General features: G+C 59.3%; 26 protein-coding genes and 3 tRNA genes. 7 read left to right on the forward strand and 22 right to left on the reverse strand.

Translation table 11 applies throughout. The features are described 5' to 3' along the window. On the forward strand, positions 1 to 2223 hold the full coding sequence (locus CXQ80_RS14370; RefSeq protein WP_101320612.1) for a hypothetical protein: 2223 nt from the start codon (positions 1 to 3) through the stop codon (positions 2221 to 2223). Positions 2224 to 2961: 738 nt separating this feature from the next. Here the strand turns inward: CXQ80_RS14370 and CXQ80_RS14375 are convergent. The 9 genes from CXQ80_RS14375 to thrS form a co-directional block, all read right to left on the reverse strand. Further along, a tRNA-Pro gene (locus CXQ80_RS14375) sits at positions 2962 to 3038 on the reverse strand. Positions 3039 to 3136: 98 nt separating this feature from the next. Further along, entirely contained in the window at positions 3137 to 3493 is a 357-nt protein-coding gene (locus CXQ80_RS14380) for a MerR family transcriptional regulator (RefSeq protein ID WP_101320614.1), read from the reverse strand. Further along, complete coding sequence (gene ihfA, locus CXQ80_RS14385; RefSeq protein ID WP_002553164.1) at positions 3474 to 3776, reverse strand: integration host factor subunit alpha; 303 nt, start codon at positions 3774 to 3776, stop codon at positions 3474 to 3476. Before ihfA ends, CXQ80_RS14380 begins: the two co-directional genes overlap by 20 nt. A 4-nt stretch (positions 3777 to 3780) precedes the next feature. Next, positions 3781 to 6162, reverse strand: a complete 2382-nt coding sequence (gene pheT, locus CXQ80_RS14390) for a phenylalanine--tRNA ligase subunit beta (protein WP_101320616.1) — start codon at positions 6160 to 6162, stop codon at positions 3781 to 3783. Positions 6163 to 6193: 31 nt separating this feature from the next. Next, positions 6194 to 7210 (reverse strand): phenylalanine--tRNA ligase subunit alpha, encoded by a 1017-nt coding sequence (gene pheS / locus CXQ80_RS14395; RefSeq protein ID WP_101320618.1) that lies wholly within the window; start codon positions 7208 to 7210, stop codon positions 6194 to 6196. Positions 7211 to 7319: 109 nt separating this feature from the next. Next, positions 7320 to 7676: a 50S ribosomal protein L20 gene (gene rplT / locus CXQ80_RS14400; protein WP_043860801.1), complete on the reverse strand. Its 357-nt coding sequence runs from the start codon at positions 7674 to 7676 to the stop codon at positions 7320 to 7322. Positions 7677 to 7703: 27 nt separating this feature from the next. Next, positions 7704 to 7898, reverse strand: coding sequence for a 50S ribosomal protein L35 (rpmI, locus tag CXQ80_RS14405; RefSeq protein ID WP_028696462.1), 195 nt, complete (start codon positions 7896 to 7898; stop codon positions 7704 to 7706). Positions 7899 to 7958: 60 nt separating this feature from the next. Continuing rightward, the gene (gene infC / locus CXQ80_RS14410; RefSeq protein ID WP_178080772.1) at positions 7959 to 8510 is read right to left on the reverse strand and encodes a translation initiation factor IF-3; all 552 of its coding nucleotides are present in this window, start codon (positions 8508 to 8510) and stop codon (positions 7959 to 7961) included. Then, entirely contained in the window at positions 8510 to 10432 is a 1923-nt protein-coding gene (gene thrS / locus CXQ80_RS14415) for a threonine--tRNA ligase (RefSeq protein ID WP_101320620.1), read from the reverse strand. The genes infC and thrS overlap by 1 nt, the downstream gene beginning before the upstream one ends. A gap of 336 nt (positions 10433 to 10768) precedes the next feature. Here thrS and CXQ80_RS14420 point away from each other — a divergent pair, with 336 nt between their 5' ends. Next, positions 10769 to 11071: a hypothetical protein gene (locus CXQ80_RS14420; protein WP_101320622.1), complete on the forward strand. Its 303-nt coding sequence runs from the start codon at positions 10769 to 10771 to the stop codon at positions 11069 to 11071. A 160-nt stretch (positions 11072 to 11231) separates the two neighbouring features. Then, positions 11232 to 11444: a cold-shock protein gene (locus CXQ80_RS14425; protein WP_003179963.1), complete on the forward strand. Its 213-nt coding sequence runs from the start codon at positions 11232 to 11234 to the stop codon at positions 11442 to 11444. Between the two features lie 105 nt (positions 11445 to 11549). Here the strand turns inward: CXQ80_RS14425 and CXQ80_RS14430 are convergent, their stop codons facing one another. Beyond that, entirely contained in the window at positions 11550 to 11873 is a 324-nt protein-coding gene (locus tag CXQ80_RS14430; protein WP_101320624.1) for an I78 family peptidase inhibitor, read from the reverse strand. A gap of 284 nt (positions 11874 to 12157) precedes the next feature. Between CXQ80_RS14430 and CXQ80_RS14435 the strand changes: the two genes are divergently transcribed. After that, positions 12158 to 12373: a hypothetical protein gene (locus tag CXQ80_RS14435; protein ID WP_101320626.1), complete on the forward strand. Its 216-nt coding sequence runs from the start codon at positions 12158 to 12160 to the stop codon at positions 12371 to 12373. Here the strand turns inward: CXQ80_RS14435 and CXQ80_RS14440 are convergent. The 7 genes from CXQ80_RS14440 to CXQ80_RS14470 form a co-directional block, all read right to left on the reverse strand. Continuing rightward, positions 12345 to 13352 carry a nucleoside hydrolase gene (locus tag CXQ80_RS14440; RefSeq protein WP_101320628.1) on the reverse strand — a complete coding sequence of 336 codons (1008 nt, stop codon included), beginning with the start codon at positions 13350 to 13352 and terminating at the stop codon, positions 12345 to 12347. The two genes, CXQ80_RS14435 and CXQ80_RS14440, sit on opposite strands and share 29 nt — an antisense overlap. A 64-nt stretch (positions 13353 to 13416) precedes the next feature. Further along, positions 13417 to 13821, reverse strand: a complete 405-nt coding sequence (gene rbsD / locus CXQ80_RS14445; RefSeq protein WP_101320630.1) for a D-ribose pyranase — start codon at positions 13819 to 13821, stop codon at positions 13417 to 13419. Then, a complete protein-coding gene (rbsK, locus tag CXQ80_RS14450; RefSeq protein ID WP_101320632.1) occupies positions 13818 to 14726 on the reverse strand; it encodes a ribokinase in 909 nt (302 codons plus the stop codon). Before rbsK ends, rbsD begins: the two co-directional genes overlap by 4 nt. A gap of 9 nt (positions 14727 to 14735) precedes the next feature. Then, on the reverse strand, positions 14736 to 15761 hold the full coding sequence (locus CXQ80_RS14455) for a LacI family DNA-binding transcriptional regulator (RefSeq protein WP_101320634.1): 1026 nt from the start codon (positions 15759 to 15761) through the stop codon (positions 14736 to 14738). A gap of 4 nt (positions 15762 to 15765) precedes the next feature. Beyond that, positions 15766 to 16749 (reverse strand): ABC transporter permease, encoded by a 984-nt coding sequence (locus CXQ80_RS14460; protein ID WP_101320636.1) that lies wholly within the window; start codon positions 16747 to 16749, stop codon positions 15766 to 15768. Beyond that, a complete protein-coding gene (locus CXQ80_RS14465) occupies positions 16746 to 18299 on the reverse strand; it encodes a sugar ABC transporter ATP-binding protein (RefSeq protein ID WP_101320638.1) in 1554 nt (517 codons plus the stop codon). The genes CXQ80_RS14460 and CXQ80_RS14465 overlap by 4 nt, the downstream gene beginning before the upstream one ends. A 20-nt stretch (positions 18300 to 18319) precedes the next feature. After that, on the reverse strand, positions 18320 to 19273 hold the full coding sequence (locus tag CXQ80_RS14470) for a sugar ABC transporter substrate-binding protein (protein ID WP_101320640.1): 954 nt from the start codon (positions 19271 to 19273) through the stop codon (positions 18320 to 18322). A 335-nt stretch (positions 19274 to 19608) separates the two neighbouring features. On the opposite strand from CXQ80_RS14470, the gene CXQ80_RS14475 reads away from it, so the two are divergent. Both CXQ80_RS14475 and CXQ80_RS14480 read left to right on the forward strand, forming a co-directional pair. Further along, complete coding sequence (locus CXQ80_RS14475) at positions 19609 to 20697, forward strand: asparaginase (RefSeq protein ID WP_101320642.1); 1089 nt, start codon at positions 19609 to 19611, stop codon at positions 20695 to 20697. A gap of 154 nt (positions 20698 to 20851) precedes the next feature. Next, a complete protein-coding gene (locus CXQ80_RS14480; protein ID WP_101320644.1) occupies positions 20852 to 21094 on the forward strand; it encodes a DUF1654 domain-containing protein in 243 nt (80 codons plus the stop codon). 8 nt (positions 21095 to 21102) lie between these two features. Here the strand turns inward: CXQ80_RS14480 and CXQ80_RS14485 are convergent, their stop codons facing one another. The 5 genes from CXQ80_RS14485 to CXQ80_RS14505 form a co-directional block, all read right to left on the reverse strand. Next, the gene (locus tag CXQ80_RS14485) at positions 21103 to 23154 is read right to left on the reverse strand and encodes a PAS domain-containing sensor histidine kinase (RefSeq protein ID WP_256585776.1); all 2052 of its coding nucleotides are present in this window, start codon (positions 23152 to 23154) and stop codon (positions 21103 to 21105) included. A 134-nt stretch (positions 23155 to 23288) separates the two neighbouring features. Beyond that, entirely contained in the window at positions 23289 to 23714 is a 426-nt protein-coding gene (locus tag CXQ80_RS14490) for a GTP pyrophosphokinase (RefSeq protein ID WP_101320648.1), read from the reverse strand. Between the two features lie 87 nt (positions 23715 to 23801). After that, positions 23802 to 24371 carry an SPOR domain-containing protein gene (locus CXQ80_RS14495; RefSeq protein ID WP_101320650.1) on the reverse strand — a complete coding sequence of 190 codons (570 nt, stop codon included), beginning with the start codon at positions 24369 to 24371 and terminating at the stop codon, positions 23802 to 23804. A 136-nt stretch (positions 24372 to 24507) separates the two neighbouring features. Then, positions 24508 to 24584, reverse strand: a tRNA-Val gene (locus CXQ80_RS14500). Positions 24585 to 24775: 191 nt separating this feature from the next. After that, positions 24776 to 24852 (reverse strand) — tRNA-Val (locus tag CXQ80_RS14505). 200 nt (positions 24853 to 25052) lie between these two features. On the opposite strand from CXQ80_RS14505, the gene CXQ80_RS14510 reads away from it, so the two are divergent. Continuing rightward, positions 25053 to 26336, forward strand: a complete 1284-nt coding sequence (locus tag CXQ80_RS14510) for an FAD-binding oxidoreductase (RefSeq protein ID WP_101320652.1) — start codon at positions 25053 to 25055, stop codon at positions 26334 to 26336. Positions 26337 to 26346 lie beyond the last annotated feature (10 nt).

Below are 26346 nucleotides of genomic sequence, written 5' to 3' on the forward strand. Positions count from 1 at the left end.
ATGCCTGACTTGTTCGATTTTGAAGTGACCCTGACCCCTTCCCCCACTGCTGAACCAGCGCATGTCGTGGTTTTTTTCACGGGCCCAGAACGAATCACAGACGCTCATATCACGGAGGCCCTGCAGAATCGGCTAAATGACTACGTCCTGCCGGATCATGTCACCTTCTTAGTACCTGATTGTCATCGTGCATGGCTCAAAGAAGAGTGTGCTGACAAGTCGTCAGCCATAGCCATTGCTCTGGAGCGACGCTCCAATGGCGGGACGCCATCGTATGGATTCTCCTTTTTCAACGAGCACGGAGAAATCTCGAAATACGTAAAAGTCGCCGGCGCCGACAGAGGAATCGGCAAGCTCATCACCCGAGCCACCGACAATTTTGTCCAGGCTGGAATGCGGAAGCTCGTCAAATGCACATCTGTGCTTACCAAGGCGCCGGCTGGATTCTTATTCTCGAAACCCTCCTCACGCGCTTCCAACTATTTCATCCGCGCAGAGAACCTTCTTACTGAGACGCTGCATTCGCACTTCCTGGCATTCTGCTGCCTTAAAGTGATCAAGAATGCCTCCGGTGACGGCATGCGAGAGCCGGAGACAATTTACCTGGACACCATGGCGTTCCTACCAGTAGCGCTCTCGATCCAGTTGTTCCAAACGAAATTCGGCAATCAAACGATCTCTAGTATCAAGTCGTTTCACTCACACGATGGCTTGAACGACGGCAGCCTGGCCGATGCCGCCACTTCGCTATGCCTGATTTCGGCCTCCACCAACTGTGGACTCGCCAAGGAGTGGATTAAGGTCAACCGCGCCCCACCTACCCGTGTCGCAACCTTCCTGTCTTTCGTTAGCCAATCAGAATCGTGCACCGTGCTGCATACCATTGAGAAGCCCGAGGACTTCGAGTCTGTAGCCGAGAGTGAGTCAACCGAGGGTCGTAAGCTTATTCGGATCCATGGCGAAAGGTTTGTTGCACAGCACACCGAAACTCGGCTGCTCAACATTGGCATGGGTCACCTTCCGGAAGGACTCCAGACCAAGTTTTTCTCGTTCATGGGCAAAGGCTTGTTCACGTGCTTCAGCCAAATCCCTCAAAGAGAACGCTACAGAACCGTCCAGGTAAACAAGGACAAGCTCGTTCGCACTGATGAGTTCGATAAATGGTTCAAGCAAATGCTCATGGAGGAGTCCCCTGCCTCGACCTCTTTCATCATCCATGATGATGATGGTGCCAGTAAAAAAATGGCCATCGACGCCTTGGCATTCCTCGAGGCAAAGGGTCTCAAATGTGAAGTGGTGAGCGCTTCAACATTTGACCCGAAGGACAAGTTCAAGGGTTCGGTGATCATCGTTGCCGCAGCTGCGGAACGAGGCACATTGCTTCTCAGCATCAGTCGCCGCCTCAGGTCTGCCCAGGAATCTGGGACTCGCGTTTACCTCGTAGGTGCGCTTCTGGGGCGTTCGCACGAGCTAATGGAGGAGCTTGCCTCGAATCTCACGCAGCCGCCCAAAGGAAGTCGAAAGTACGTATTCAAGTCTTTCATCGAGATCCCGGCCGCAAGTCTCGCTTGCAACAACCACTGGCACCAGGAACAGAAGCTACTCAACCGCTTGCTTTCATTCGGAGAAGACGGCGTTTCAGATGCCGTAAAAGCACGTATCGAGGCATTCGATAAGGCTAAAACTGACGGCCTTTCGGAGGCTGCGTTCTGGCCGAGCAGCTACCAGCCTGGGCAAATGAAGCTTAAAAAAGGATTCGCATTTGTCAGCGGAGCAAACGATGTCACCGTGGCTGCGTGTGCGGATATCTTTCTGACCATTCTGTGGATCCTGCAAAATGCCCGGAAAGGTGCCAAAATCGATCAATCGAAGCGATTAGAATCTGGGGAGCTTCAACAGGTGCTGCTCTCTCCCGAGATCTTCTCTCGCTACGACGACGGGATTATTCAAGGGGCATTCCTGAGAGCCGCGTTGCCCACCGAGCTTGATTACAGCGCCCATGAGACGCATAGCGCATCCATGGCCGACATCATCTTGCGCGTTGTTCAGGGCCACGGGTTCGAGCGGGGTGATGCTTCCATGGAGTTCATCACTGCACTGGCTATTGGCAAAATTCGGCTTCACAAAGAGGTAGATGAGAAGCTCCGAAACAACATCACAGTTGCCTTGGAAGGCAACACCGATGCGATCAAGATTCTCTTTGGAGAGGAATCGCCATTCTAGATCGGTGAGAGCATCGGTCGCGTTCAAGCTATGGCCGCTGCTCTCAGCCGTGATATCCCACACCAGCTTTTACTCGCCCCTATCCTCGGAAATAATCCGCGCTCTCTGGTGGGCCTGCGCCAAGAGAGGCCGTAGCCCTGGAGGGTAGCAGGCGAACAGGATGGAAGCCGGCGGGCCCGAGGCTGGGCGAAAGCCAAGGCCTGGCTATACGACAGCCTTCCCAATGTGAAAGGCGCATGTTTAAGCCAGGCTTTTCCCTGAAAAAAGCGCTCGCGCGCTCGGAGGCTTGAGACCGTCGGGCAGAAAATTCCAGGGACGCTCACTGAAAGCCAGCGCCCGAAGTATGGGCTAGGGTATGGGCTGAAAGCGACAAGACACAAAAAAGCCCTGAATAATCAGGGCTTTAATGAAAATAAGTGGCGGAAGCGTAGGGTTTCGAACTCGGATAGTCGACTACGCCGGCCTCCCGCAGCCACCTATCACCTTCCTAATCAACCACATCATTGTCACCGGCTTCGGCTCCGTGCGGAGGCACGGCTGCATCTAGGTACAGCCCTCGCATTCAACGCTTTGCAGCTCGGATCATACAGAACGCAAACTTGTATGCCCTGACAACGTGAGCTTGAGGCAGCTGAAAATCGGTGGGGTAAAAAGTGGGGTAAAAACGCATACGGAGAAAAATCATCGACCATAAAAAAATCCAGTCACCGCTAAGTGACTGGATTCTTTGGAGTTATTTGGTCGGGACGGAGTGATTCGAACACTCGACCCCTTGCACCCCATGCAAGTGCGCTACCGGGCTGCGCTACGCCCCGAACTGCTCTCAATACTGCTGAGAACGGTACAAAATCTACCCTAACCTTTTGATTAATGAAAGCTTTTTTTCGAAAAACTTTCCATTCGTCGGATCAGGTTATTTCTTCAACACCACCAGCACATCTTCCAACTCGACAATCATCTGCCGAATCATCTGCTTATACTGCGTCGTGTCGTCCTTGGCTTCATCACTGGACATGCGCAAGCGCGCACCGCCGATGGTGAAGCCTTGGTCGTACAGTAACGCGCGGATCTGGCGGATCATCAGTACGTCTTGGCGCTGATAATACCGGCGGTTGCCGCGGCGTTTGACGGGGTTGAGCTGGGGAAACTCCTGCTCCCAGTAGCGCAGCACGTGCGGTTTTACCGCACAGAGCTCGCTGACTTCACCAATGGTGAAGTAGCGTTTGCCCGGGATGGGGGGCAGCTCGTCGTTATGACTTGGTTCCAGCATAGGCCTCAACCCGGGCTTTCAATTTCTGCCCTGGACGAAAGGTGACGACGCGGCGTGCGGTGATCGGGATTTCTTCCCCGGTTTTGGGGTTGCGGCCCGGCCGTTGGCGTTTGTCGCGAAGGTCAAAGTTGCCGAATCCGGACAACTTGACCTGCTCGTTATCTTCAAGCGCGTGGCGGATCTCTTCGAAAAACAACTCGACGAGTTCCTTCGCCTCTCGCTTGTTAAGCCCAAGCTCCTCGTACAGCCTCTCGGCCATCTCAGCTTTCGTCAGAGCACCCATGCCGTTATTTCCTTAACGTGGTGTTCAACCTTTGTTCGAGCGAGGTGAGGATCAACTGCAGGGTGGCGTTCACCTCATCGTCATTAAGAGTGCGCGATGGATGCTGCCAGGTCAAGCCGACCGCGAGGCTTTTTCTATCAGGATCAATGCCTTTACCCTGGTAGACGTCAAACAGCCTGAGGTCTGTGAGCCATTCGCCTGCATTGTCACGAATTGCTTCAAGGACGTCGCTGGCGGCCACATCACGGCCGGCAATCAGCGCCAGGTCGCGGCGGGTTTCAGGGAACTTGGACAGTTCGCTGAATTTCGGCAGGCAACCTTCGACCACTTCTTCCAGGATCAGCTCGAAGACGAACACCGGGCGATCCAGGTCGAGGGTCTTGGCCAGCTCTGGGTGCAGAGCACCGAGGTAGCCGACTTCCTTGCCGTCGCGTTCGATACGGGCGGTCTGGCCTGGGTGCAGGGCTGGGTGCTTGCCCGCGACGAACTTGAACTCACCGAGCGCGCCGGAGTAACCCAGCACCGCTTCAACGTCGGCTTTGACGTCGAAGAAGTCAATGCCATCGCGTGGGTTGGCCCAGCCTTCTGGCAAGCGAGTACCGGTGACGACGCCGGCGAGCATCGGCTGCTGCTTGAGGTCGCCGAGTTGGCCGACAAAGCGCTGGCCGCTCTCGAACAGGCGCACGCGGTCTTGCTGGCGGTTAAGATTGTGCTGCAGCGCTTTGACCAGGCCAGGCCACAACGAGGCGCGCATGGCGGCCATGTCGTTGGAGATCGGGTTGGCCAGCAGCAGCGGCTCGACGGCAGGGCTGAATAGCTCGAACAATTTCGGGTCGATGAAGCTGTAGGTGATTGCTTCCTGATAACCGCGAGCTACCAGCAGGCGGCGCAGGGTTGGCAGCTCACCGCGGGCTTCCGGCGCGCCTTTGGGGGCGAGACGGGCTTGCGGATAGCGCACTGGCAGGTGGTTGTAGCCATACAGACGGGCCAGTTCTTCGATCAGGTCGACTTCAAGACTGATATCGAAGCGGTGGCTTGGCACTTGTACCGTCCACTGCCCTGCCCCATCGGCGCTGGTGGTCAGCTCGAGGGCGTTGAGCAGTTGCTCGACCTGGGCTGGGTCCATGTCCATGCCGAGCATCTGGCTGATGCGTTCGGCGCGCAGAATGATCGGCGCAACTTTCGGCAGGTGCTGCTCGCTGACTGCTTCGACGATCGGGCCGGCTTCGCCGCCGACGATTTCCAGCAGCAGCGCGGTCGCGCGCTCCATGGCTTCGCGAGCCAATTGCGAGTCGACGCCGCGCTCGTAGCGGTGCGAGGCATCGGTGTGCAGACCGTAGGAACGGGCCTTGCCAGCGACGGAAATCGGCTCGAAGAAGGCGCTCTCAAGGAACAGATCGCGGGTCTTCTCGGGATTCACGCCGCTGTGCTCGCCACCCATGACGCCGGCAATGGCCAGGGCCCGGGTGTGGTCGGCGATGACTAGGGTGTCGCTACGCAGGGCGACTTCCTGACCGTCGAGCAGGACCAGCTTCTCGCCTTCCTCGGCCATCCGCACGCGGATGCCACCGTTGATTTCGGCGAGGTCGAAGGCGTGCATCGGCTGGCCGAGCTCGAGCATCACGTAGTTGGTGATGTCGACTGCAGCGTCGATGCTGCGCACGTCGCTGCGGCGCAGGCGTTCTACCAGCCACAGCGGGCTTGGCTTGGCCAGGTCGACGTTGCGGATCACGCGGCCGAGGTAGCGCGGGCACGCGGCCGGGGCCGAGACTTCAACCGAGCGCACTTCGTCGTGGCTGGCGGCAACGGCCGGCACGTCGATGCGGGTAACCGGCACGTCGTACAGGGCGCTGACATCGCGCGCCATACCGGCCACCGAGAGGCAATCGCCACGGTTCGGGGTCAGGCCGATTTCGATGCTGGCATCGTCGAGATTGAGGTATTCACGGATGTCCTGACCAACCGGCGCATCGGCGGCCAGTTCAAGCAGGCCGTCGTTTTCTTCGCTGATCTGCAACTCGGCAGCCGAGCACAGCATGCCGTTGGATTCAACGCCACGCAGTTTGGCCTTTTTGATCTTGAAGTCGCCTGGCAGCTCGGCTCCGATCATGGCGAAGGGGATCTTCAGGCCCGGGCGCACGTTAGGCGCGCCGCAGACGACTTGGAAGGTCTCCTGGCCGTTGCTGACCTGGCACACACGCAGCTTGTCGGCATCCGGGTGCTGCTCGGTGCTGAGCACTTCGCCGACGATGATACCGCTGAACTGGCCAGCCGCCGGCGTGACGCTGTCGACTTCGAGGCCGGCCATGGACAGACGAGCAACCAGCTCGTCGCGGGAGACTTGCGGGTTTACCCAACCGCGCAGCCACTGTTCACTGAATTTCATGCTGTTCTCCTGAATATGGTCGAGGTGTGGCCTAGCGGAATTGCGCCAGGAACCGCAGGTCGTTGTCGAAGAACAGACGCAAATCGTTGACGCCATAACGCAGCATGGCCAGACGCTCGGCGCCCATGCCGAAGGCAAAGCCCTGGAACTCTTCCGGGTCGATGCCAGACATGCGCAGCACGTTCGGATGGACCATGCCGCAACCCATCACTTCCAGCCAGCCGGTCTGCTTGCACACGCGGCAGCCTTTGCCGGAACACATCACGCACTGAATGTCGACTTCAGCGGACGGTTCGGTGAAGGGGAAGAACGACGGACGGAAACGTACATCCAGCTGCTTCTCGAAGAACACCCGCAGGAATTCTTCGATGGTGCCCTTGAGGTCGGCAAAGTTGATGTCGCGATCGATCAACAAGCCTTCCACCTGGTGGAACATCGGCGAATGGGTGATATCCGAATCGCAGCGATAGACGCGGCCAGGGCAGACAATGCGAATCGGCGGCTGGGTCGATTCCATGGTACGTACCTGCACCGGCGAGGTGTGGGTGCGCAGCAGCATGTTGGCATTGAAGTAGAAGGTGTCGTGCATCGCCCGGGCCGGGTGGTGGCCGGGGATGTTGAGCGCCTCGAAGTTGTGATAGTCGTCTTCGACCTCAGGGCCTTCGGCGATCCCGTAGCCAATGTGGGTGAAGAACTGTTCGATACGTTCGAGGGTACGGGTGATCGGGTGCAGGCCGCCAGTGGTCTGGCCACGGCCCGGCAGGGTCACGTCAATGCATTCGGCAGCCAGGCGAGCGCTGAGCTCGGCCTCTTCAAAGCCAGCCTTGCGCGCATTGAGCACTTCGGTGACGCGCTCCTTGGCGTCGTTGATCAGCGCTCCAACCTTGGGGCGCTCTTCGGCTGGCAGGTTGCCCAGGGTCTTCATCACCTGGGTCAGCTCGCCTTTCTTGCCGAGAAATTGAACCCGGATCTGTTCCAGGGCATTGATGTCTTCAGCGCGCTCCACAGCTTCCAGGGCTTGGGAGACCAGCGCGTCCAGGTTTTCCATGTACAGACTCCAGATACAAAAATAGGGGAAGAGCTTTGAAGGCTCTTCCCCTATCGATGACGTTCAACACCCGACGGCGCATGCGCCGCCGGATGATTGTCGTGGGTACTTAAGCCAGAACGGCTTTAGCTTTCTCGACAATCGCAGCAAACGCCGCTTTTTCGTTCACTGCCAGGTCAGCCAGAACTTTACGGTCGATTTCGATCGACGCTTTTTTCAGGCCAGCAATCAGGCGGCTGTAAGACAGACCGTTGACGCGAGCACCAGCGTTGATACGAGCGATCCACAGAGCGCGGAACTGACGTTTTTTCTGGCGACGGTCACGGTAGGCGTATTGACCAGCCTTGATGACAGCCTGCTTGGCAACACGGAATACGCGCGAACGTGCACCGTAGTAACCTTTAGCCAGTTTCAGAATTTTTTTGTGACGCTTACGAGCAATTACGCCGCGCTTTACACGAGCCATGAGTAACTTCCTCTATCTAGACCAGAATTAACGAACGCGCAGCATGCGCGCGACTTTTGCCACGTCAGACGGGTGCAGCATGCTGCTACCACGCAGTTGACGCTTACGCTTGGTCGACATTTTGGTCAGGATGTGGCTCTTGAAAGCGTGCTTGTGCTTGAAGCCGGTCGCCGTTTTCAGGAAACGCTTCGCTGCACCGCTCTTGGTTTTCATTTTTGGCATGTTCGTAACTCCGCATTGGGGTGGATAAACATAACCGCAAGGCCTGCCGTGCCCTGGTGGTTATTTCTTTTTCTTGGGGGCGATGACCATCAAAAGTTGGCGTCCTTCCATCTTCGGATGCTGTTCGACGGTCCCGTATTCGGCGAGATCAGCTTCGATCCGCTTCAGCAGTTCCATACCCAGCTCCTGGTGGGCCATCTCACGACCACGGAATCTCAGAGAGATCTTGGTCTTGTCCCCATCACTTAGGAAACGTACCAGGTTGCGTAGTTTTACCTGGTAATCCCCTTCCTCCGTCCCTGGACGAAACTTGATTTCTTTGATCTGGATGATCTTCTGGTTTTTCTTGGCTGCAGCCTGTTGCTTCTTCTTCTCGAACAGGCTTTTGCCGTAGTCCATGACTTTACAGACAGGAGGTACGGCGTCAGCAGAAATCTCTACCAGATCCAGCTTCGCTTCTTCAGCGATACGAAGCGCTTCTTCGATCGAGACGATGCCCAACTGTTCACCGTCAGCACCAATTAACCGAACCTCGCGTGCAGAGATATTCTCGTTGATCGGGGCCTTCGGTGCAGCTCGTTTATCGTTTCTCATATCACGCTTAATAATCATTACTCCGATTCTTGGCGACCACGCCGGGAAACCGCATGCGCAAGGAACTCGGCGAATTGGGCGACGGGCATGGAGCCCAGGTCAGCGCCTTCGCGAGTACGCACAGCGACGGTTTGCGTTTCGACTTCACGGTCCCCTATAACCAAAAGGTACGGGACCTTGAGCAAAGTATGCTCGCGGATTTTAAAGCCGATCTTCTCATTTCTCAAGTCAGACTTGGCACGAAAACCGCTATCGGTCAGATTTTTTTCAACCTGAAGGGCAAAATCGGCCTGCTTGTCAGTGATGTTCATGATCACTGCCTGGGTTGGCGCCAGCCAAGCCGGGAATACGCCAGCATAGTGCTCGATCAGCATACCGATGAAGCGTTCGAACGAACCGAGGATGGCGCGGTGCAGCATTACCGGGCGCTTGCGCGCGTTATCTTCGGCAATGTAGCTGGCGTCCAGACGCTCAGGCAGGTTCGGATCGTACTGCAGGGTACCACACTGCCAGTTACGACCGAGGCAGTCACGCAGGGTGAACTCGATTTTCGGGCCGTAGAAGGCGCCCTCGCCTGGCTGATATTCCCACTCCAGGCCGGATTCGTTAAGTGCATCAGCCAGGGCGCCTTCGGCGCGATCCCACAGCTCGTCCGAACCGACACGCTTGGCCGGACGGGTCGAAAGCTTCATGGCGACGTCGACGAAACCGAAGTCTTTATAGACATCGAGGGTCAGCTTGATGAAGTCGGCCGCTTCTTTCTTGACCTGATCTTCGGTGCAGAAGATGTGCGCATCATCCTGAACGAAACCACGCACACGCATGATGCCATGCAACGCACCAGATGGCTCGTTACGGTGGCACGCACCGAACTCGGCCAAACGCAGTGGCAGGTCGCGGTACGACTTCAGCCCCTGATTGAACACCTGCACGTGGCACGGGCAGTTCATCGGCTTGACCGCGTAATCACGGCTTTCCGACGATGTGGTGAACATGTTTTCGGCGTAGTTGGACCAGTGACCGGAACGCTCCCAGAGGATTCGATCGACCACTTGCGGGGTCTTGATCTCAAGGTAACCGTTCTGACGCTGCACAGTACGCATGTACTGCTCGAGCACCTGATAAACAGTCCAGCCGTTCGGATGCCAGAAGACCATGCCCGGCGCTTCTTCCTGCAGGTGGAACAGGTCGAGTTGCTTGCCGATCTTGCGGTGATCGCGTTTCTCGGCTTCTTCGATGCGCTGAATGTAGGCAGCCAGCTGCTTCTTGTCAGCCCAGGCGGTGCCGTACACGCGCTGCAGCTGCTCGTTCTTGGCGTCACCGCGCCAGTAGGCGCCGGACAGCTTGGTCAGCTTGAACGATTTGAGGAAGCGGGTATTGGGCACGTGCGGACCGCGGCACATGTCGACGTATTCTTCGTGATGGTACAGACCCATGGTCTGCTCATCCGGCATGTCCTCAACAAGGCGCAGCTTGTAGTCTTCGCCACGGGCCTGGAACACGTCGATGACTTCGGCGCGCGGGGTGACCTTCTTGATGACGTCGTAGTCTTTCTCGATCAGCTGCTGCATGCGCTTTTCGATGGCAGCGAGGTCATCAGGGGTGAAGGGGCGCTCGTAGGCGATATCGTAATAGAAGCCGTCATCGATGACCGGGCCGATTACCATCTTGGCGGTCGGGTACAGCTGCTTGACTGCGTGGCCGACCAGGTGGGCGCACGAGTGACGGATGATTTCCAGCCCCTCTTGATCTTTGGGGGTGATGATCTGCAGGGTGGCGTCGTGTTCGATCAGGTCGCAGGCATCGACCAGCTTGCCGTCGACTTTACCGGCCAGGGTGGCCTTGGCCAGGCCGGCGCCAATCGAGGCGGCGACTTCGGCTACGGATACAGCGTGATCGAACGAACGTTGACTGCCATCGGGAAGAGTAATGGTGGGCATGGCGCCTCCTCTCCTAGTGGTGACCCCTACCAAAGGTCACGTGGGTTGGGATGAGCCAGTACAAGATCCGACCTGCCTTCCTTAATAGAGGAAGCCTGCCTCACAGTGGCAGAAGCCTGTCGGCTTGTCAGGGGCGAACCAGAGTGACTGGAAATAGAAAGATAGCTGCTGGCTGCCTCTGGGCAACTGCAAGCCGAGCATGCTAGCACGCAGGTTAGCGGCCAGGCACGAATATTTGGTAAATGCGTAAATCCGGTGAACTGTGAGTAAAAAAGCCTATCAGATTTGCTGATGCATCCGATTTTCATCAGACCTATATCAAGGGAGTGTCTGGTTATGCGACTTCAGTCTCTTCTGGCCCTGACCGCCGCGGGGGCACTGCTGCTGCCCATGGCGGCCCAAGCCGACTGGCCAGCCGGCAAGAAAGACGCCTACATGCAGCAATGCGTGCAGGTGGCCACCCAGCAAGGCGTCAGCGCCAAGGACGCCGACACCCACTGCAAGTGTGGTGCCCAGGCAATCGAGAAGAATTTCAGCAAGGCTGAGATCGAAGACCTCGACAGCAAGGACGGTGTTGACGCGAAATTGATGCAAAAGGCTCAAACTGTGGTAAAACAGGCGTGCACGACGAAAGGTTGACCGCCTAACAGCGGGCTTCCGAGCCTTTATTTGCGCTGTATCAGTTTTCTTCGCAGTTAAAAGGCGCGACACGCGCAGAATTAGACTATGATGTACCTGGCGCACGCAGCTTCGGCTACATCTGCACCGATAAAAAATTACGTTTCTGGAGATTCACCCCATGTCCAATCGCCAAACCGGCACCGTCAAGTGGTTCAACGATGAAAAAGGCTTCGGCTTCATCACTCCTCAAGGCGGCGGCGACGACCTGTTCGTACACTTCAAAGCCATCGAATCCGACGGCTTCAAGAGCCTGAAAGAAGGCCAGACTGTTTCCTTCGTTGCCGAAAAAGGCCAGAAGGGTATGCAGGCTGCACAGGTTCGTCCGGAGTAATTCGGATGCTGTAAAAAAACCCGCCCTCGTGGCGGGTTTTTTTATGCCTGAATTTTACAGATTGGTCGCCGCCGCCCATGGCGCCAGCGACCATTAAAGAGCAAATCAGCCGCAGTTGACGCGGACGACGTTACCCTGCTCGTCAACATTGAGGTTGAGTCGCTCGGAGCGGTACTCCAGGGTGACCATATCGTGCGGCTTGAGGATGCGGGCCATTTGCGAGCCGCTGGCTTTGCGCGCCTGCTCAAGCAGCTCGGGTGTGCCCGGTTTGCCTACGGTGAAGTCAGCGCCGCTGGCGTTACAGCGGCCATCGTTGCCAGCCGAGGCTGCCGGTGCGCTGCTGTCACCGCCCGGCGCGCTGCCAGTGCTGCAACCAGCCAGCGCAACAGCTACCAGTACGGTTGCCAGAGAAGCACGGGTACGGAACATGAATCCTCCTAATCATCATGGGAACTGCTGTATGCGACAGTAGTGCGCAATATTCGTTGCAAAACGCCCAAGTGTGCCTGACTCGCGCCCGCGAGGGGAAACAGCAATCGTCACCGGGTTTTGCACCGAATAAATAGTTTGTCGCGCACGGACTGTTATGCCTAAGTCGCAGGGCTCTTGACGCAAAGGCATGATTTACTGCAATAAGTGGAGTGCAGCATGCCTCCCTACGAACGCCAGGGCCCGGTGTTCGATCTATAGTCCGAACCAACGAGAAATTTCCAATGCGCAGCCTCAGCATCGATGCCGACATCCAGGTCCACTTACCCGCGGGCCATCGCTCGTACGCACCAGGCACCGCCGAGGAGCTGATGTTGATTGCCGTGGACCTGCTGGTACACGAACTCGGCAACGAAGGCTCCCGCAGCTTTATAGAGCAAGTGCTGGAGCGCTACGCGCCCCAGGCTGCAGCTATGGCAATCGAGCCAGCCGCTCGCTGAGCAGATCGAACAAGCCCTGGGCATCGCCCTCCTCTACCCACATGACGTTGGCGGGCTGCTTGAGCACGCCATACCAGTCGGCAACGGTCTGACCGAAGGTCGGGCCTTCGCGACTGTCGACACTCATGTGGATCTGCCGCCCGCTGAACATCTCTGGCTTGAGCAGATAAGCAATGACGCTCGCATCATGTACCGGCCCGCCGGGCATGCCGTAGAGCTGCATGTCATGCTGAATGTAGGCGTTGAGGATGTCCACGACCTGCTTGCTGGCTCGGTTGTTGACTGCGCTCAACTGCTTGAGCCGAGCATCGCTGGTCAGCAGCTTGTGGGTGACATCCAGAGGCAGATAGGTGAGCTTGACGCCACTGGCCAACACCACCTCAGCGGCATGCGGGTCCGCGTACAGATTAAATTCAGCGACTGGCGTGATGTTTCCGCCATTGAAGTGGGCGCCGCCCATGACCACGACTTCCTTGATGCCTTGGGCGATCCCTGGCTGCTGGATCAGCGCCAAGGCCAGGTTGGTCTGCGGCCCAAGCATGGCGATGGTGATGCTGTGTGGCTTGGCTGCGCTCAGGGTATCGACCAGATACTGCACCGCATTGCCCGCGGCCAAGCTTTGCTTTGGCTCATGCACCTGCACGCCGGTAATGCCCTCCTCGCCGTGAACCTCAGCGGCGTAGATGGGCGCGCGCACCAAAGGTCGCCCAGCACCGGCGTAGACCGGTATGTCTTCGCGCCCAGCCCACTCACGGGCCAGACGCGCGTTGCGGGCGGTTTTCTCCAGGCGCACGTTGCCGGCAACCGTGGTGATCGCGCGAATGTTCAGCTCCCCGGGTGATGCCATCGCCAAAAATAGCGCCACCAGGTCATCGGCACCAGGGTCGGTGTCGATGATCAACTCGCGCGGGGCGGCGTGCAGCGCCGAGGTGGTTACAGCGGCCATGAGGACGGCTCCTTGCAGCAGTTTCTTCAACATAAGGCACTCCTGCGCCAACAGTTTGCAAATTCAGGCCGCGCCACGGCGGATCGAAGCCAACAGGTCAAAACGTGACGCCAGCGACCAATGCGATATTGCTGAATGGCTTGCACTCCCCGGTGCGCACAATGACCTTGGCCTGACGACTCAGCAGCTTGAACTCACTGTGCGGCATCTGCTCGCGAACGCCGAGCAAGCCCAGCGCGCTGAGCTGCTGGATTTCAGCCAACGCCGGTGGCGCGACCTCGAACAGCTCGGCCGCCAAGACATGCCGTTCGACCTGCATTTCGCTCAGCACCACCCGCAGTACACTGGCAAAGTCCGGCAAGCCCGAGGTAATGGCCAGGTCGATCAATTCCACGCCAACCGGCACCGGCAAGCCGGCATCACCGATCACCACGATGTCGCCATGACCCAGACCGGCAATCGTGCGCGACAGAGCAATATTGAGCAGAGCGGTCTTTTTCATGGCTGCAGCTCCGCCAGATAGGGAATCGAGGGCTGCGCACCCGCACGAGTGACCGATATGGCGGCCGCGCGCTGACCGAGGGTGATCGCCTCAGCCTCACTCAGCCCACGCGCCAAGCCAGCGGCAAAGCCACCGATAAAGGTGTCACCGGCCGCAGTGGTGTCGAGCGCTTTGACCGGCGTTGCCGGATAGTGCTGGCAGCCTTGCGCGCTCACCACCAAAGCACCCTCGCTACCGAGGGTCATGATCACCTTGCCGACCCCGAACGCGAGTAACTGCTCGGCAGCGCGGCGGGCGCTGTCCTGATCGCTCACCGCAATGCCGGTCAAGGCCTGGGCCTCGCTTTCGTTGGGCGCGAGGTAGTCAATGTTGGTAAACCAGTCTGCCGGCAGCGGGCCGGTAGCGGGGGCAGGATTGAGAATCACCGTCTTGCCCAACTCACGGGCTCGGGCCAAGGTCCACGCGACCGTTGCCTGGGGCACTTCCAGTTGGCAGATGACGATATCAGCAGCCTGCAACAAGCTGTCAGCGCGCCGCACCGACTCGGCGCTGAGCAGGCCGTTGGCACCGGGGATCACCACGATTGCGTTCTGGCTGGCAGCGTCCACCACGATCAGCGCCACTCCGCTGGAAACACCCGCGCAGCTAGCCACTGCCTGACAATCAACGCCTTCGACCTGCAGCGCTTGTAGCAGCTGCGAGCCATAGGCGTCATCACCGACATTGCCGATCATGGCCACGCTGGCGCCGAGGCGCGCCACGGCCACCGCCTGGTTGGCGCCCTTGCCGCCGGGCACCGTGAAAAAACCGTCGCCGGTCAGCGTCTCGCCGGCTCGCGGCAAGCGCTCGGCGCGGGCCACCAGGTCCATGTTGAGGCTGCCGACCACTACTACCTTGGCATGCATGGGAAGTCCTTAGCGGTAATCATTGAACAGGTCCGGGCGTGGCCCGGTAGATTCGCGCATGATGATGCGCGGGGCGATGATGCGCTGCTCGGCCGGGGCGTCGTGCCGCGGCCTGGCGATGCGCGACAGCAGCAATTCGGCAGCACTCTCGCCGAGCTCGCGAATCGACTGGCCTACAGTGGTCAGCGGCGGGTATACGTAGCGACTGAGCTCGATGTCATCGAAACCGATCACCGACAGCTCGCCAGGCACGCTGATATTGCGCTCGGCGGCCGCGCGCAGGACGCCAAAGCCGATCATGTCGTTGCCGGCAAAAATCGCCGTGGGCCGCCGGCCGTCAAGCAACTGCGCCGCAGCAGCGTGGCCGCCTGGGCTGGTGAAATCACAGTGCAACACACGTGCTGCGCTGACCTCAGCCTGCGCCTCGGCCATAGCCCGATGAAAACCGGCCACGCGCAACTGGCTGACCCCGGTCTCGGCTGGCCCGCCAATACAGGCGATGTCGCGGTGGCCGAGCTCGAGCAGGTGACGGGTGGCGAGGTAAGCGCCTTGTTCGTGGTCGATCCGCACCAGGTCGGCATCTACGCCCTCCAGCGCGCGGTCGACGATGACCATCGGCGTGCGCACACAGGCCAGGCTCTGCAGCAAGTCACTGTCTTCACCGACTGACGCTACCACCAGGCCATCAATGCGCTTTTCCAGCAATACGCGCAGGTAGCTGCGCTGCTTTTGCGGATTGTCGTCGGAGTTGCACAGGATCACGCAGTAGCCATTACGCTCGCAGCCATCCTCGATGCCCCGGGCCAGCTCGGCAAAGTACGGGTTGACGCTGCTAGGCACCAACAGGCCGATAGTGGCGGTACTGCGCGCCTTGAGCGAGCGGGCTACGGCACTGGGCACGTAGTCGAGTTCGGCGATGGCCGCCTCGACCTTCAGGCGCACCTGTTCGCTGACCGGACGGGTCTTGTTCAGCACATGGGAAACGGTGGTGTAGGAAATCCCCGCCATTGCCGCGACATCTTTGATGGTTGCCATGGTTTCAGTTCCGCCGGCTCGCGCGCCGGCTGCGATAAGTGTCGAGCACCACGGCAATCACAATGACCGCCCCGGTGATAATGCGCTTGGTTGGTTCGGAAGCGCCGATCTGAGCCAGCCCGGCGGCCAGCACCGAAATGATCAGCACCCCGAAGAATGTACTGATCACTGAGCCGCGCCCGCCCATCAGGCTGGTACCGCCGATCACCACGGCGGCAATCACCTGCAGTTCAAGGCCAGCACCGGCGTTCGGGTCGGCGGCCTCCAGACGAGAAATCTGGAACAGCGCGGCGAGGCCGGCGAGCAGGCCCATCAGGGTGAACACCATGATCTTGTAGGGCCGCGGGTCGATCCCGGCCAGGCGTACAGCTTCTTCATTGGTACCAATGCCGATCAGGTAACGGCCGAACACTGTGCGTGTCAGTACAAGGTGGGCAACGACGATGACCAGCAAGGCGATGATGAAGGCTGGCGAGATGCCAAATGCTACTGGATTGGAAAACCAGGCGTAGGCATCGCCGATATAGGCCGTGCGCGAATCAGTGAACTGATAGGCCAGGCCACGGGCCATTTCCAGCACACCGAGCGAGACGATAAAGGATGGAATACGCCAGGCCACGGTAATGCAGCCAGTGACGCTGCCAGCCAGGGCGGCGACTGCCATGCCCAGCAGCGCAGCGGGCAACACGCTCCAGCCCCACCCCAGAATTGCCACGCTGACCGCCGAGGCTGCCAAGGCCAGCACCGAGCCCACCGACAGGTCGATGCCACCGATGATCAACACCAGCGTCATGCCTACTGCCAGCACCATCAGATCGGGGATCTGGTTGGCCAGGGTACTGAAGGTTGCGTACGACCAGAAATGGCTGCTCATAAACGAGAACAGCACAATCATTGCCAGCAATGCGCCGGCCAGCCCCAGGTAAGTACCCAGGCCCAGATAGGTGCCGCTGCGGCGAGCGGGAGTGTCGACGGGAGAGCTGTTCATGGGTCCATCCTGGGAGCTGCTTCATGCAGCAGAGCATCACGTTGTTGATAACCGGCGAAAGCCGCGGCAAGCAGTTGATCCTGGCTCCAGGCATCGCGCTCGAAGGTGTCGATCAGGCGCCCCGCAGAGAGCACACCGATGCGATCGCAGATCAGCATCAGCTCGCGCAGGTCACTTGAAACAACCACCAGCGCCTTGCCCTGGCGCGCCAACTCGGTAAGCAGGCCATAAATGTCGAACTTGGCGCCAACGTCGATACCACGGGTTGGCTCGTCGAACAGCAGTACCTGGCAGTCGCGCTCGAGCCAGCGGCCAATCACCACCTTTTGCTGATTGCCACCGGATAACTGACTGACAGCCTGCGCTGGGCTTGCGCTGCGAATGCGCATGGCGCTGATCTGGCGCTCGGCCAAGGCTGTTTCGGCAGCGCTGTTGATGACCCCAGCACGGGACACGGCGCCCAGGTTACCGAGGGCAATATTGGCGCTGATCGACTGCGTCAGCAGCAGCCCCTCACCTTTGCGATCCTCAGTAATCAATGCAATGCCAGCACGCACAGCGGCCTTGGGCGAGTCGACAGTGATCGGCTGCGGCGGCTGACCAAGGGCAACGCTGCCGCTGTCGGCGCGGTCGGCGCCGTAGATCAGCCGCAGCAGTTCGGTACGGCCGGCGCCGATCAGGCCGGAGATACCAAAGATCTCCCCTGCCCTCACCTCGAATGAAACCTCGCACACCTTGCCGGCACGGCTGAGCTTGTCGACCTTGAGCAGCGGCGCGCCGATCTGGCGCCCGCCCAGGTCGATATGCTCGCCCACGTCACGACCGACCATCAGGTTGACCAGCTCGGCACTGTTGTAACGTTGGATCGGCTCGGCGCACACCAGCTTGCCATCGCGCAGCACCGCGATGCGCTGGGCCACACGCTGCAGCTCTTCAAGGCGATGGGATATGTACACGATAGCCACGCCGCGCTGACGCAGGCGCTCGATCTGGACAAACAGCAGCTCGACCTCGCGGGCAGTGAGCATCGCCGTAGGCTCGTCGAAGATCAGCACCCGGCAATCACCAATCAGGTTGCGGGCGATCTCGACCATCTGTTGATGGCCAATACCCAACTCACCGACCAGGGTATCCGGGTCAATCGCGTCCAGGCCCACCTGCGCCATAGCGGCGACCGCCAACTGGCGCAGGCGCTTGTGATTGATCCAGCCGAGACGGCTGGGCAGGTTGTCGAGAAACAGGTTCTCGGCAACCGTCAGGGTGGGCAGCAGGTTCAGCTCCTGCATCACCATACGCACCCCAAGCCCCTCTGCCGCACTGCGGCTGGCAGGGCTGTAAGGTTGGCCGAGGTAGCTCATGTGCCCAACGGTGGGAATTTCCAGGCCGCTGATCAACTTCGATAGCGTGCTTTTGCCGGCGCCGTTCTCACCGGTCAGCGCCAGCACTTCGCCGGCGTACAGCTCCAGCTCGACGTCAGCCAGCACAGGCTGGGCGTAGCTCTTGCCCAGCCCGCTGACCGCGAGCACCGTTTGCGTGGCCGATGCAGACATGGCCGGGTCTCCTGCCTGGATCACGGCTTGGTGATCAATTCAACCGGGGTTTGGATGACATTGTCGGCATCGACAGCGGTTGTTTCGCCCTTGATCAACTGCAGCGCAGCCTGGATGCCATACACGGCTTGCTTCTTGGCATCCTGATCGAGCGTGGCGAGCACGCGGCCATCTTTGAGCATCGGCTTGATGGCGTTGATGTTGTCATAGCCGACTACCTGAACCTGATCTTTCTTGCCTGCGGCACGCACAGCCGAGACAGCCCCAAGCGCCATGCTGTCGTTGCCGGCCAACAGCGCTTTGATCTCTGGATACTCATTGAGCATGGCCGCCGCCACCGCGTTGCCCTTGTCGATTTCCCAGTTGCCAGACTGCACCGAAACGACCTTGATCTGTGCCGCCTGCATGGCGTCCTGGAAACCAGCCGTGCGCTGTTGGGCGTTGGTAGTGGTGGAGACGCCTTCGATAATACCCACCTGATCACCTGGCTTGAGCTTTTGCTGGGCCAGATAGTCGCCTACCAGCCTGGCACCCTTGCGGTTGTCAGGGCCAACGAAGGGCACGCTGAGATTTTTGCTCTTGAGCACTTCGGGGTCGAGGCGGTTATCGATGTTGATGACGGTGATGCCAGCATCCATGGCTTTCTTGATCACCGGCACCAGCGCCTTGGAGTCAGCCGGCGCGATCACCAGCGCGTTGGCGCCAGTGGCGATCATCTGCTCGACGATGCGGATCTGGTTGCTGGTGTCGGACTCGTCCTTGATGCCGTTGGCTACCAGGTCGAAGTCGTTAGGGTGCTCTTTTTGGTAGGCCTTGGCGCCGTCTTCCATGGTGCGGAAAAACTCATTGGCCAACGACTTCATGACCAGAGCGACCTTGGGTTTTTCTTCAGCCTGACCTGCCAGGGGCAGTGCGAGCGCCAACGAGGAGACGATAGCGAGGGACAGCAGACGACCGGGGAACGGCAGTTTCATGAGATGACTCCGAATCTTGTGTTTTTTATCGGATCGCAAACGTTTGCGTTAAGCCACTATGGAAACAAGCCCTGATTTTGTCAATTCCCTGAGACGCTGTTTTGGCAAACCGGGGCCAGCGGCAGGTTACGCGGATTGGCCACGGAAAACCGAACAACTTTACCTGTATCCGTTCGGTAAGCCGAATACATCCCATCGCTGGATTTGTCTCGGCATATGAGCGAACTCCCGCCGGGAATGGCTCAACCCAGACTCGACGCTGCGTTGGTATGAAACCTGCCTGCTTAGCTGTGCGACATATAAATCTCACCAGGAAGATCGAGAGAACAATAACGATGAAAACCGCACTGAAGACATTTGCCCCGGGCGCCCTCGCCCTGCTGCTGATCCTGCCGACTGCAGTTTCTGCCAAAGAAGCCGAGCAGCAACAAAAGCTCGCCAATGTGGTGATTCTCGCCACCGGCGGCACCATTGCCGGCGCCGGCGCCAGCGCCGCCAACAGCGCTACCTATCAGGCCGCCAAGGTAGGCATCGACAAATTGATCGCCGGCGTACCCGAGCTGGCTCAACTGGCCAATGTGCGCGGCGAGCAGGTCATGCAGATCGCATCCGAAAGCATCAGCAACGACGACCTGCTCAAGCTGGGCAAACGCGTCGCCGAGCTGGCTGACAGCAACGACGTCGACGGCATCGTTATCACCCACGGCACTGACACCCTGGAAGAAACCGCCTACTTCCTCAACCTGGTAGAAAAGACCGACAAGCCAATCGTAGTGGTCGGTTCGATGCGCCCGGGCACCGCAATGTCGGCTGACGGCATGCTCAACCTTTACAACGCCGTAGCCGTCGCCAGCGACAAGCAATCGCGCGGCAAAGGCGTGCTGGTGACCATGAACGACGAAATCCAATCCGGCCGTGACGTCAGCAAGTCGATCAACATCAAGACCGAAGCGTTCAAGAGCGCCTGGGGCCCGATGGGCATGGTCGTGGAAGGCAAATCGTACTGGTTCCGCCTGCCAGCCAAGCGTCACACCTCCAACTCCGAGTTCGACATCAAGCAAATCAGCAGCCTGCCTGCCGTAGACATCGCCTACGGCTACGGCAACGTTACCGACACCGCGTACAAGGCCCTTGCGCAAAACGGCGCCAAGGCGCTGATTCATGCCGGCACCGGCAACGGCTCGGTATCGTCACGTGTGGTACCGGCTCTGCAGGAGCTGCGTAAAAACGGCGTGCAGATCATTCGCTCTTCCCACGTCAACCAGGGCGGTTTCGTACTGCGCAACGCCGAGCAGCCGGATGACAAGAATGACTGGGTCGTCGCCCACGACCTGAACCCGCAAAAAGCACGGATTCTGGCGATGGTCGCAATGACCAAGACCCAAGACAGCAAAGAGCTGCAGCGGATCTTCTGGGAATATTGATCAGTTGATTGCCTGAGCCGAGCAACGCTTTGCTCACCGCTGTCGCGGGCTGTATGGCCCGCGACAGTCACTTGAGCCAAGGCTCACGAGGTTGTTGCGAAATTGCCTGCAGTGAAATACTGTACGCACATACAGCACAACAAGGAACACCCCGATGGCCGCTGCCTCTCAAGCCACCCCCAGCCCATACCAACAACTGGGCGAGCGCATTCAGAAAATCATCAACAGCCCTACCGCCCAGCGCAGCAAGTCTGCGTTGATCTTTCGGCTGGAGCACGAGTTGCCGGACGACTGGGCAACGCTACTCGAAGAGATCGCTGAAAACGACAACGTCACCCTTGCCTACCGGGATGATGGCGGCGTGCAGATCTTCTGGACTGTACCCAAGGAAGACTGAGCAGGGACTCAAGCCTTGGCGGTAGCATCGCCCGCTTGCGGCCTGAGCAAGGCATTGACCTGCGAGGTCAATGCCTCAAGAGCAAATGGCTTGGTCAGTATCGCCATAGTCGACTCCAGCGGCTGACGATCGAGCACTTCAGGCTGCGCATAGCCCGTCATCAGCAACACCGGCAGGTCAGGCCGCGATTGCCTGCCCGCCTCCGCCATCTGCCGCCCGTCAAGCCCGCCGGGTAAACCGATGTCGGTCACCAGCAGATCAATGCGGATGTCCGACCGCAGCAGTTGCAACCCTGCCAGGCTGTCCGCCGCCTCGATCACCACATAGCCGTAACTGCCCAGGGTTTCGCTGACAAACATGCGCACGGAGGACTCGTCATCGACCACCAAAACCGTTTCGCCAGCTGCGGCCGTGGGCTCGGCACACTCGCCAGGTTGCGCCTGCGGGGCGTCCACCGCAGTGGTGTGGCCCGGCAACTGCAGCAGCACCCGCGTGCCTTTGCCCGGCTCTGACTCGATCCTCACCTGGCCACCGGATTGCTTGGCAAAGCCATAGATCATCGACAAGCCAAGCCCGGTACCGGCGCCAACCGGCTTGGTCGTGAAGAACGGCTCGAAGGCCTTGCCGAGCACTTCGGCGCTCATGCCGGTACCACTGTCCGCCACGCAAATGCTCAGGTAGTTGCCGGGGCTCAACTCTGGATCAAGCTCGGACCCAGTCGTCAGCCGCTGGTCGCGAGTGCTTATCAGAATCCTGCCGCCACCCGGCATGGCATCGCGCGAATTGATACACAGATTGAGCAAGGCGTTTTCAACCTGCGCCGGGTCGACCAGACAAGCACTGGCCTGCGCTGCCAACTCCACCTTCAGGCTAATTGCCGGCCCGACCGTACGCCGGATCAGCTCCTCCATGCCGCCAATCAAGGCATGCACATCAGTCTCGACCGGCACCAGCGTCTGCCGACGGGAGAACGCGAGCAGGCGATGGGTAAGGGCAGCGGCGCGCTGGGCGGCACCATGAGCAACGCCCAGGTAACGCTCCAGATCGGCCGTGCGCCCCTGATTCAAACGCAGCCTGATCAAGTCGAGGCTACCGCTGATGCCGGCCAGGAGATTGTTGAAATCGTGAGCGATACCCCCGGTCAGCTGGCCCACAGCCTCCATCTTCTGTGCCTGACGCAGCGCAGCCTGAGCCGCCTCGCGCTCGGCAACGGCGACGCTGATGCGGGCTTCCAACGTACGATTTAGCTCGAGCAAGGCGGATTCGGCGTTCTTTCGCGCGGTGACATCCATCGAGGAGCCGATCAAACCGATCACTTCACCGGCGTCGCTCAGCAACGGCGCCTTCACCGACAGCCATACGGCTACAGAACCGTCCGGCATGTCGACCCGCTCTTCAATCTGCTCAGCCTGACCGCTGTCCATGATGCGCTGGTCGTTCGCCATGACCTGGCGCGCCTGCGCTTCGTCTTCAAGAAATTCCAGGTCGGTCTTGCCGAGGTAAACCTCGGGAGGCTTGCCGATCAGCTGCGTAGTGCCGTGGTTGGCGACCAGCATCCGTCCCTGGCGGTCCTTGGCGTACACCACGCCAGGCACTGCCGCCGTGAACGTGCGCAACAAGGCGTTTGCGCGATCGCGCTCAGCTTCGGCAACACGCCGCCCCTCAATGTCCATCAGCACGCCTGGAAAGCGCACAGCCATGCCCTGCTCATCGAGCTCGGCGCGACCATTGGCCTCTACCCAGCGATAGCAGCCGTCGTCCTGGCGAACACGATATTCACAGCGAAAGCGCCCACCGCGAGCCATGGCCTGTTCGATGTCGCGGCCAACCCGTTCGCGGTCTTGCTCGTGGATGGAGGCGAACGCCTCGGAGATCGGAATGCCGCTGGTGCAGCGTTCTGCAGACAGCCCGAATGAGCGGGCGAAGCGCTCGTCAGCCGTCACGCAGTCGTTGCGAATGTCCCACAGCCAGGTACCAATAATGGCGCCAGCGTCGAGAGCCAGTTGCAGACGCTCCGAGGCATCAGTCGGGAAAACCTGAAGACGGTCGGGCCTGATCATCGCTTCGACCCGCACCGCAGGGCCTTCTCGATCCATTGCTACCTCTTGAGTTACCCAGCTTCAAGGTCGGGCATATTACCGACCAAGCGGGTAAATGCGCCAGATAAAGTAGACAGCGCAACCGAGGCCAGCGTTCAAGTCAAGGTTTGCAGATAGGCACTGGCATGTTGATAGCGGCTGAGCCGGGCAAGGTCAGCGGGACCTGGGCAGGCGATGCGACTAAGGTCGCTGTTATCGGCCAGATCAGCCAGCTTGACCTCTCGTGCCAGAGGGTCAGCGCCTGCCCGAATCACAAACGCCTCATAGCTCTCGCCAGGACGTCGACTCAGCGAGAGCAAGGCGGCGAGGATTTTCAGCGGGAAACCCTCAAGAGCGAGGTCTGATACCGTCAGGGACGTGTCTTCGAGTACATCGTGGAGTACAGCGACAATGCGCTGCTCAGGTGTGGACACCCGCATCATCACCCGCAGCGGATGAAGAATGTAGGCCGCCCCACCCTTGTCGTACTGCCCCTCGTGGGCTTTGGCGGCTACAGCGATGGCCCGTTCCAATGTAGACATGCGACCCCTCCCTGTTCAGCGCCCGCTTAGCCAAGCATAGCCAACGATCGCGTTCAGGCACAGCCCACCTGCCTCATCAGTCACTTATCAGCGCTGGGCGCCATGCTGGATCACCACAGAGTCAGTGCCTTGACGCGCCATCACATCGGCCTTGCGCGCCTGCGCCTCTTCTTTGGTCGCGAATGGACCCAGCAGCACCACCGGCTTGCCATCACGGTACTCGACCGAAGAGGGAATACCCTTCTCTATAAGGCGCGCAGTCATGTCGCTCAGAGCCCCCATGTTCGGCCCCTGCACCACCTCGACATCCCAGCCCTCTGGCGCCGGCTGATCGGCCAGGGCTTCGGCGCGACGCTGCAGCTCGGCACCACCACAAATCTCGCGGATGCGCAGGTCGTCGCCGGTTTCGTCGACGATGATCTGGTACTGGCCATCCCGCTTGATTGCAACGTAGCTGCGGTAAGCCTCGAATTTGCCGTCAGCGTCCTTGCCACGGAATTGACCGCAGATCGAGCCATCGGTATCAAAGCGCACGTTGGCGAATTTGGCGGTCTTGGGATTACTCAGGTGTTCGGCCACCTGTTTGTGCACGCCATCCACTTCATTGTTGCAGCCCGCCAAGGCCAGCATTGCTGTTACCACCGCAAGTTTACGCACGCGTCTAACTCCAGAATCGAAGGCGCGGATTCTACCATGATGGCTGGCTAGCGCCGATGGGCAGGCTGCCGCAGGGTGTTTCAGGCGCTAAGCAAATGCAAAAAGGGCGACCCTTTCGGATCGCCCTCTTCAAGTTTGGTAGGCACAATTGGACTCGAACCAACGACCCCCACCATGTCAAGGTGGTGCTCTAACCAACTGAGCTATGTGCCTGTCGTGGGGCGCATATTACGAGTGAAGCGCACCCCTGTAAAGCTTTTTTTTGAAGAAAATCAAAACCTTTGCGCCACCGAGCGGCGAACTCTGGCGCACGCCCCTGAGACTCTCGTCGACCACCAGTATCAGCAACCAACGGCAGCGCAAATGAAAAAAGGGTGACCCTTACGGATCACCCCTTTTCGATTTGGTAGGCACAATTGGACTCGAACCAACGACCCCCACCATGTCAAGGTGGTGCTCTAACCAACTGAGCTATGTGCCTGTCGTGGGGCGCATTCTACGGAATCCAAAAACCCTGTCAACTGTTTTTTCCACGCTAAGCCACTGAATCATAAAAATATTTACTAATAGTCACGCGCCACCGCTGCGTAAAGGATTTTTACCGTACGACTAGCGGGTGTTTATTATTATTGATAGCATCGGTACATTCGTTAAAAATATAAAACACGAGGTCTCTCGAGCATGGCTAATACCCCCTACCCACAGTCCTACTACGCCGCCTCGGCCAACCCGGTGCCGCCACGTCCGGCGCTGCTGGGTGAGGTGGAAACCGACATCTGCGTAATCGGTGCGGGCTATACCGGCCTGTCCAGCGCACTGTTCCTGCTGGAGAACGGCTTCAAGGTTACCGTCGTCGAAGCTGCCAAGGTTGGCTTTGGTGCATCCGGCCGCAACGGTGGCCAGATCGTCAACAGCTACAGCCGTGACATCGACGTGATCGAACGCACTGTTGGCCCGCGCGAAGCAAAATTGCTGGGCGCGATGGCCTTCGAAGGCGGGCGTATCATCCGCGAGCGCGTAGCCAAGTACAACATCCAGTGCGACCTCAAGGACGGCGGCGTATTCGCGGCCATCACGCCCAAGCAGATGGCCCACCTGGAATCGCAAAAACGCCTGTGGGAACGCTATGGCCACACCCAACTGGAGCTGATGGACCAGAAGCGCATCCGTGAAGTGGTCGCGTGCGAAAGCTATATAGGCGGCATGCTCGACATGAGCGGCGGCCATATTCACCCGCTCAACCTGGCCTTGGGCGAAGCGGCTGCGGTCGAGTCGCTAGGCGGCGTGATCTATGAACAAACCCCAGCCATACGCATCGAGCGCGGCGCCAACCCTGTCGTGCACACCCCGCAGGGTAAGATCCGCGCCAAGTACATCATCGTTGCCGGCAACGCTTATCTGGGTAACCTGGTGCCGGAGCTGGCCTCGAAGTCGATGCCATGCGGTACTCAGGTGATCACCACCGAGCCACTCAGCGATGAGTTGGCACGTACCCTGCTGCCGCAGGACTACTGCGTCGAGGACTGCAACTACCTGCTCGACTACTACCGCCTGACCGGCGACAAGCGCCTGATCTTCGGCGGCGGCGTGGTCTACGGCGCACGCGACCCGGCCAACATCGAAGCGATCATCCGGCCGAAGATGCTCAAGGCATTCCCGCAGCTCAAGGACGTCAAGATCGACTACGCCTGGACTGGCAACTTCCTGCTGACGCTGTCGCGTCTGCCTCAGGTCGGCCGGATAGGCGACAACATCTACTACTCGCAAGGCTGCTCCGGCCACGGCGTGACCTACACCCACCTGGCGGGCAAGGTCCTGGCCGAAGCGCTGCGCGGCCAGGCCGAACGCTTTGACGCATTCGCCGGCCTGCCGCACTACCCGTTCCCGGGTGGCCAACTGCTGCGGGTACCATTCAGCGCCATGGGTGCGTGGTATTACAGCCTGCGCGATCGTCTGGGCTTCTGATCCATAGCGG

The organism is Pseudomonas sp. 02C 26, assembly GCF_002843585.1.
GTDB classification, from domain to species: domain Bacteria; phylum Pseudomonadota; class Gammaproteobacteria; order Pseudomonadales; family Pseudomonadaceae; genus Aquipseudomonas; species Aquipseudomonas shirazensis.

Excerpts from the sequence above, each read along its gene's own strand:
- CXQ80_RS14370 (WP_101320612.1), top strand. The coding sequence starts at position 1 with ATGCCTGACTTGTTCGATTTTGAAGTGACCCTGACCCCTTCCCCCACT.
- CXQ80_RS14380 (WP_101320614.1), bottom strand. The coding sequence starts at position 3,493 with ATGCTGGAACCAAGTCATAACGACGAGCTGCCCCCCATCCCGGGCAAA.
- ihfA (WP_002553164.1), bottom strand. The coding sequence starts at position 3,776 with ATGGGTGCTCTGACGAAAGCTGAGATGGCCGAGAGGCTGTACGAGGAG.
- pheT (WP_101320616.1), bottom strand. The coding sequence starts at position 6,162 with ATGAAATTCAGTGAACAGTGGCTGCGCGGTTGGGTAAACCCGCAAGTC.
- pheS (WP_101320618.1), bottom strand. The coding sequence starts at position 7,210 with ATGGAAAACCTGGACGCGCTGGTCTCCCAAGCCCTGGAAGCTGTGGAG.
- rplT (WP_043860801.1), bottom strand. The coding sequence starts at position 7,676 with ATGGCTCGTGTAAAGCGCGGCGTAATTGCTCGTAAGCGTCACAAAAAA.
- rpmI (WP_028696462.1), bottom strand. The coding sequence starts at position 7,898 with ATGCCAAAAATGAAAACCAAGAGCGGTGCAGCGAAGCGTTTCCTGAAA.
- infC (WP_178080772.1), bottom strand. The coding sequence starts at position 8,510 with ATGATTATTAAGCGTGATATGAGAAACGATAAACGAGCTGCACCGAAG.
- thrS (WP_101320620.1), bottom strand. The coding sequence starts at position 10,432 with ATGCCCACCATTACTCTTCCCGATGGCAGTCAACGTTCGTTCGATCAC.
- CXQ80_RS14420 (WP_101320622.1), top strand. The coding sequence starts at position 10,769 with ATGCGACTTCAGTCTCTTCTGGCCCTGACCGCCGCGGGGGCACTGCTG.
- CXQ80_RS14425 (WP_003179963.1), top strand. The coding sequence starts at position 11,232 with ATGTCCAATCGCCAAACCGGCACCGTCAAGTGGTTCAACGATGAAAAA.
- CXQ80_RS14430 (WP_101320624.1), bottom strand. The coding sequence starts at position 11,873 with ATGTTCCGTACCCGTGCTTCTCTGGCAACCGTACTGGTAGCTGTTGCG.
- CXQ80_RS14435 (WP_101320626.1), top strand. The coding sequence starts at position 12,158 with ATGCGCAGCCTCAGCATCGATGCCGACATCCAGGTCCACTTACCCGCG.
- CXQ80_RS14440 (WP_101320628.1), bottom strand. The coding sequence starts at position 13,352 with ATGTTGAAGAAACTGCTGCAAGGAGCCGTCCTCATGGCCGCTGTAACC.
- rbsD (WP_101320630.1), bottom strand. The coding sequence starts at position 13,821 with ATGAAAAAGACCGCTCTGCTCAATATTGCTCTGTCGCGCACGATTGCC.
- rbsK (WP_101320632.1), bottom strand. The coding sequence starts at position 14,726 with ATGCATGCCAAGGTAGTAGTGGTCGGCAGCCTCAACATGGACCTGGTG.
- CXQ80_RS14455 (WP_101320634.1), bottom strand. The coding sequence starts at position 15,761 with ATGGCAACCATCAAAGATGTCGCGGCAATGGCGGGGATTTCCTACACC.
- CXQ80_RS14460 (WP_101320636.1), bottom strand. The coding sequence starts at position 16,749 with ATGAACAGCTCTCCCGTCGACACTCCCGCTCGCCGCAGCGGCACCTAT.
- CXQ80_RS14465 (WP_101320638.1), bottom strand. The coding sequence starts at position 18,299 with ATGTCTGCATCGGCCACGCAAACGGTGCTCGCGGTCAGCGGGCTGGGC.
- CXQ80_RS14470 (WP_101320640.1), bottom strand. The coding sequence starts at position 19,273 with ATGAAACTGCCGTTCCCCGGTCGTCTGCTGTCCCTCGCTATCGTCTCC.
- CXQ80_RS14475 (WP_101320642.1), top strand. The coding sequence starts at position 19,609 with ATGAAAACCGCACTGAAGACATTTGCCCCGGGCGCCCTCGCCCTGCTG.
- CXQ80_RS14480 (WP_101320644.1), top strand. The coding sequence starts at position 20,852 with ATGGCCGCTGCCTCTCAAGCCACCCCCAGCCCATACCAACAACTGGGC.
- CXQ80_RS14485 (WP_256585776.1), bottom strand. The coding sequence starts at position 23,154 with ATGATCAGGCCCGACCGTCTTCAGGTTTTCCCGACTGATGCCTCGGAG.
- CXQ80_RS14490 (WP_101320648.1), bottom strand. The coding sequence starts at position 23,714 with ATGTCTACATTGGAACGGGCCATCGCTGTAGCCGCCAAAGCCCACGAG.
- CXQ80_RS14510 (WP_101320652.1), top strand. The coding sequence starts at position 25,053 with ATGGCTAATACCCCCTACCCACAGTCCTACTACGCCGCCTCGGCCAAC.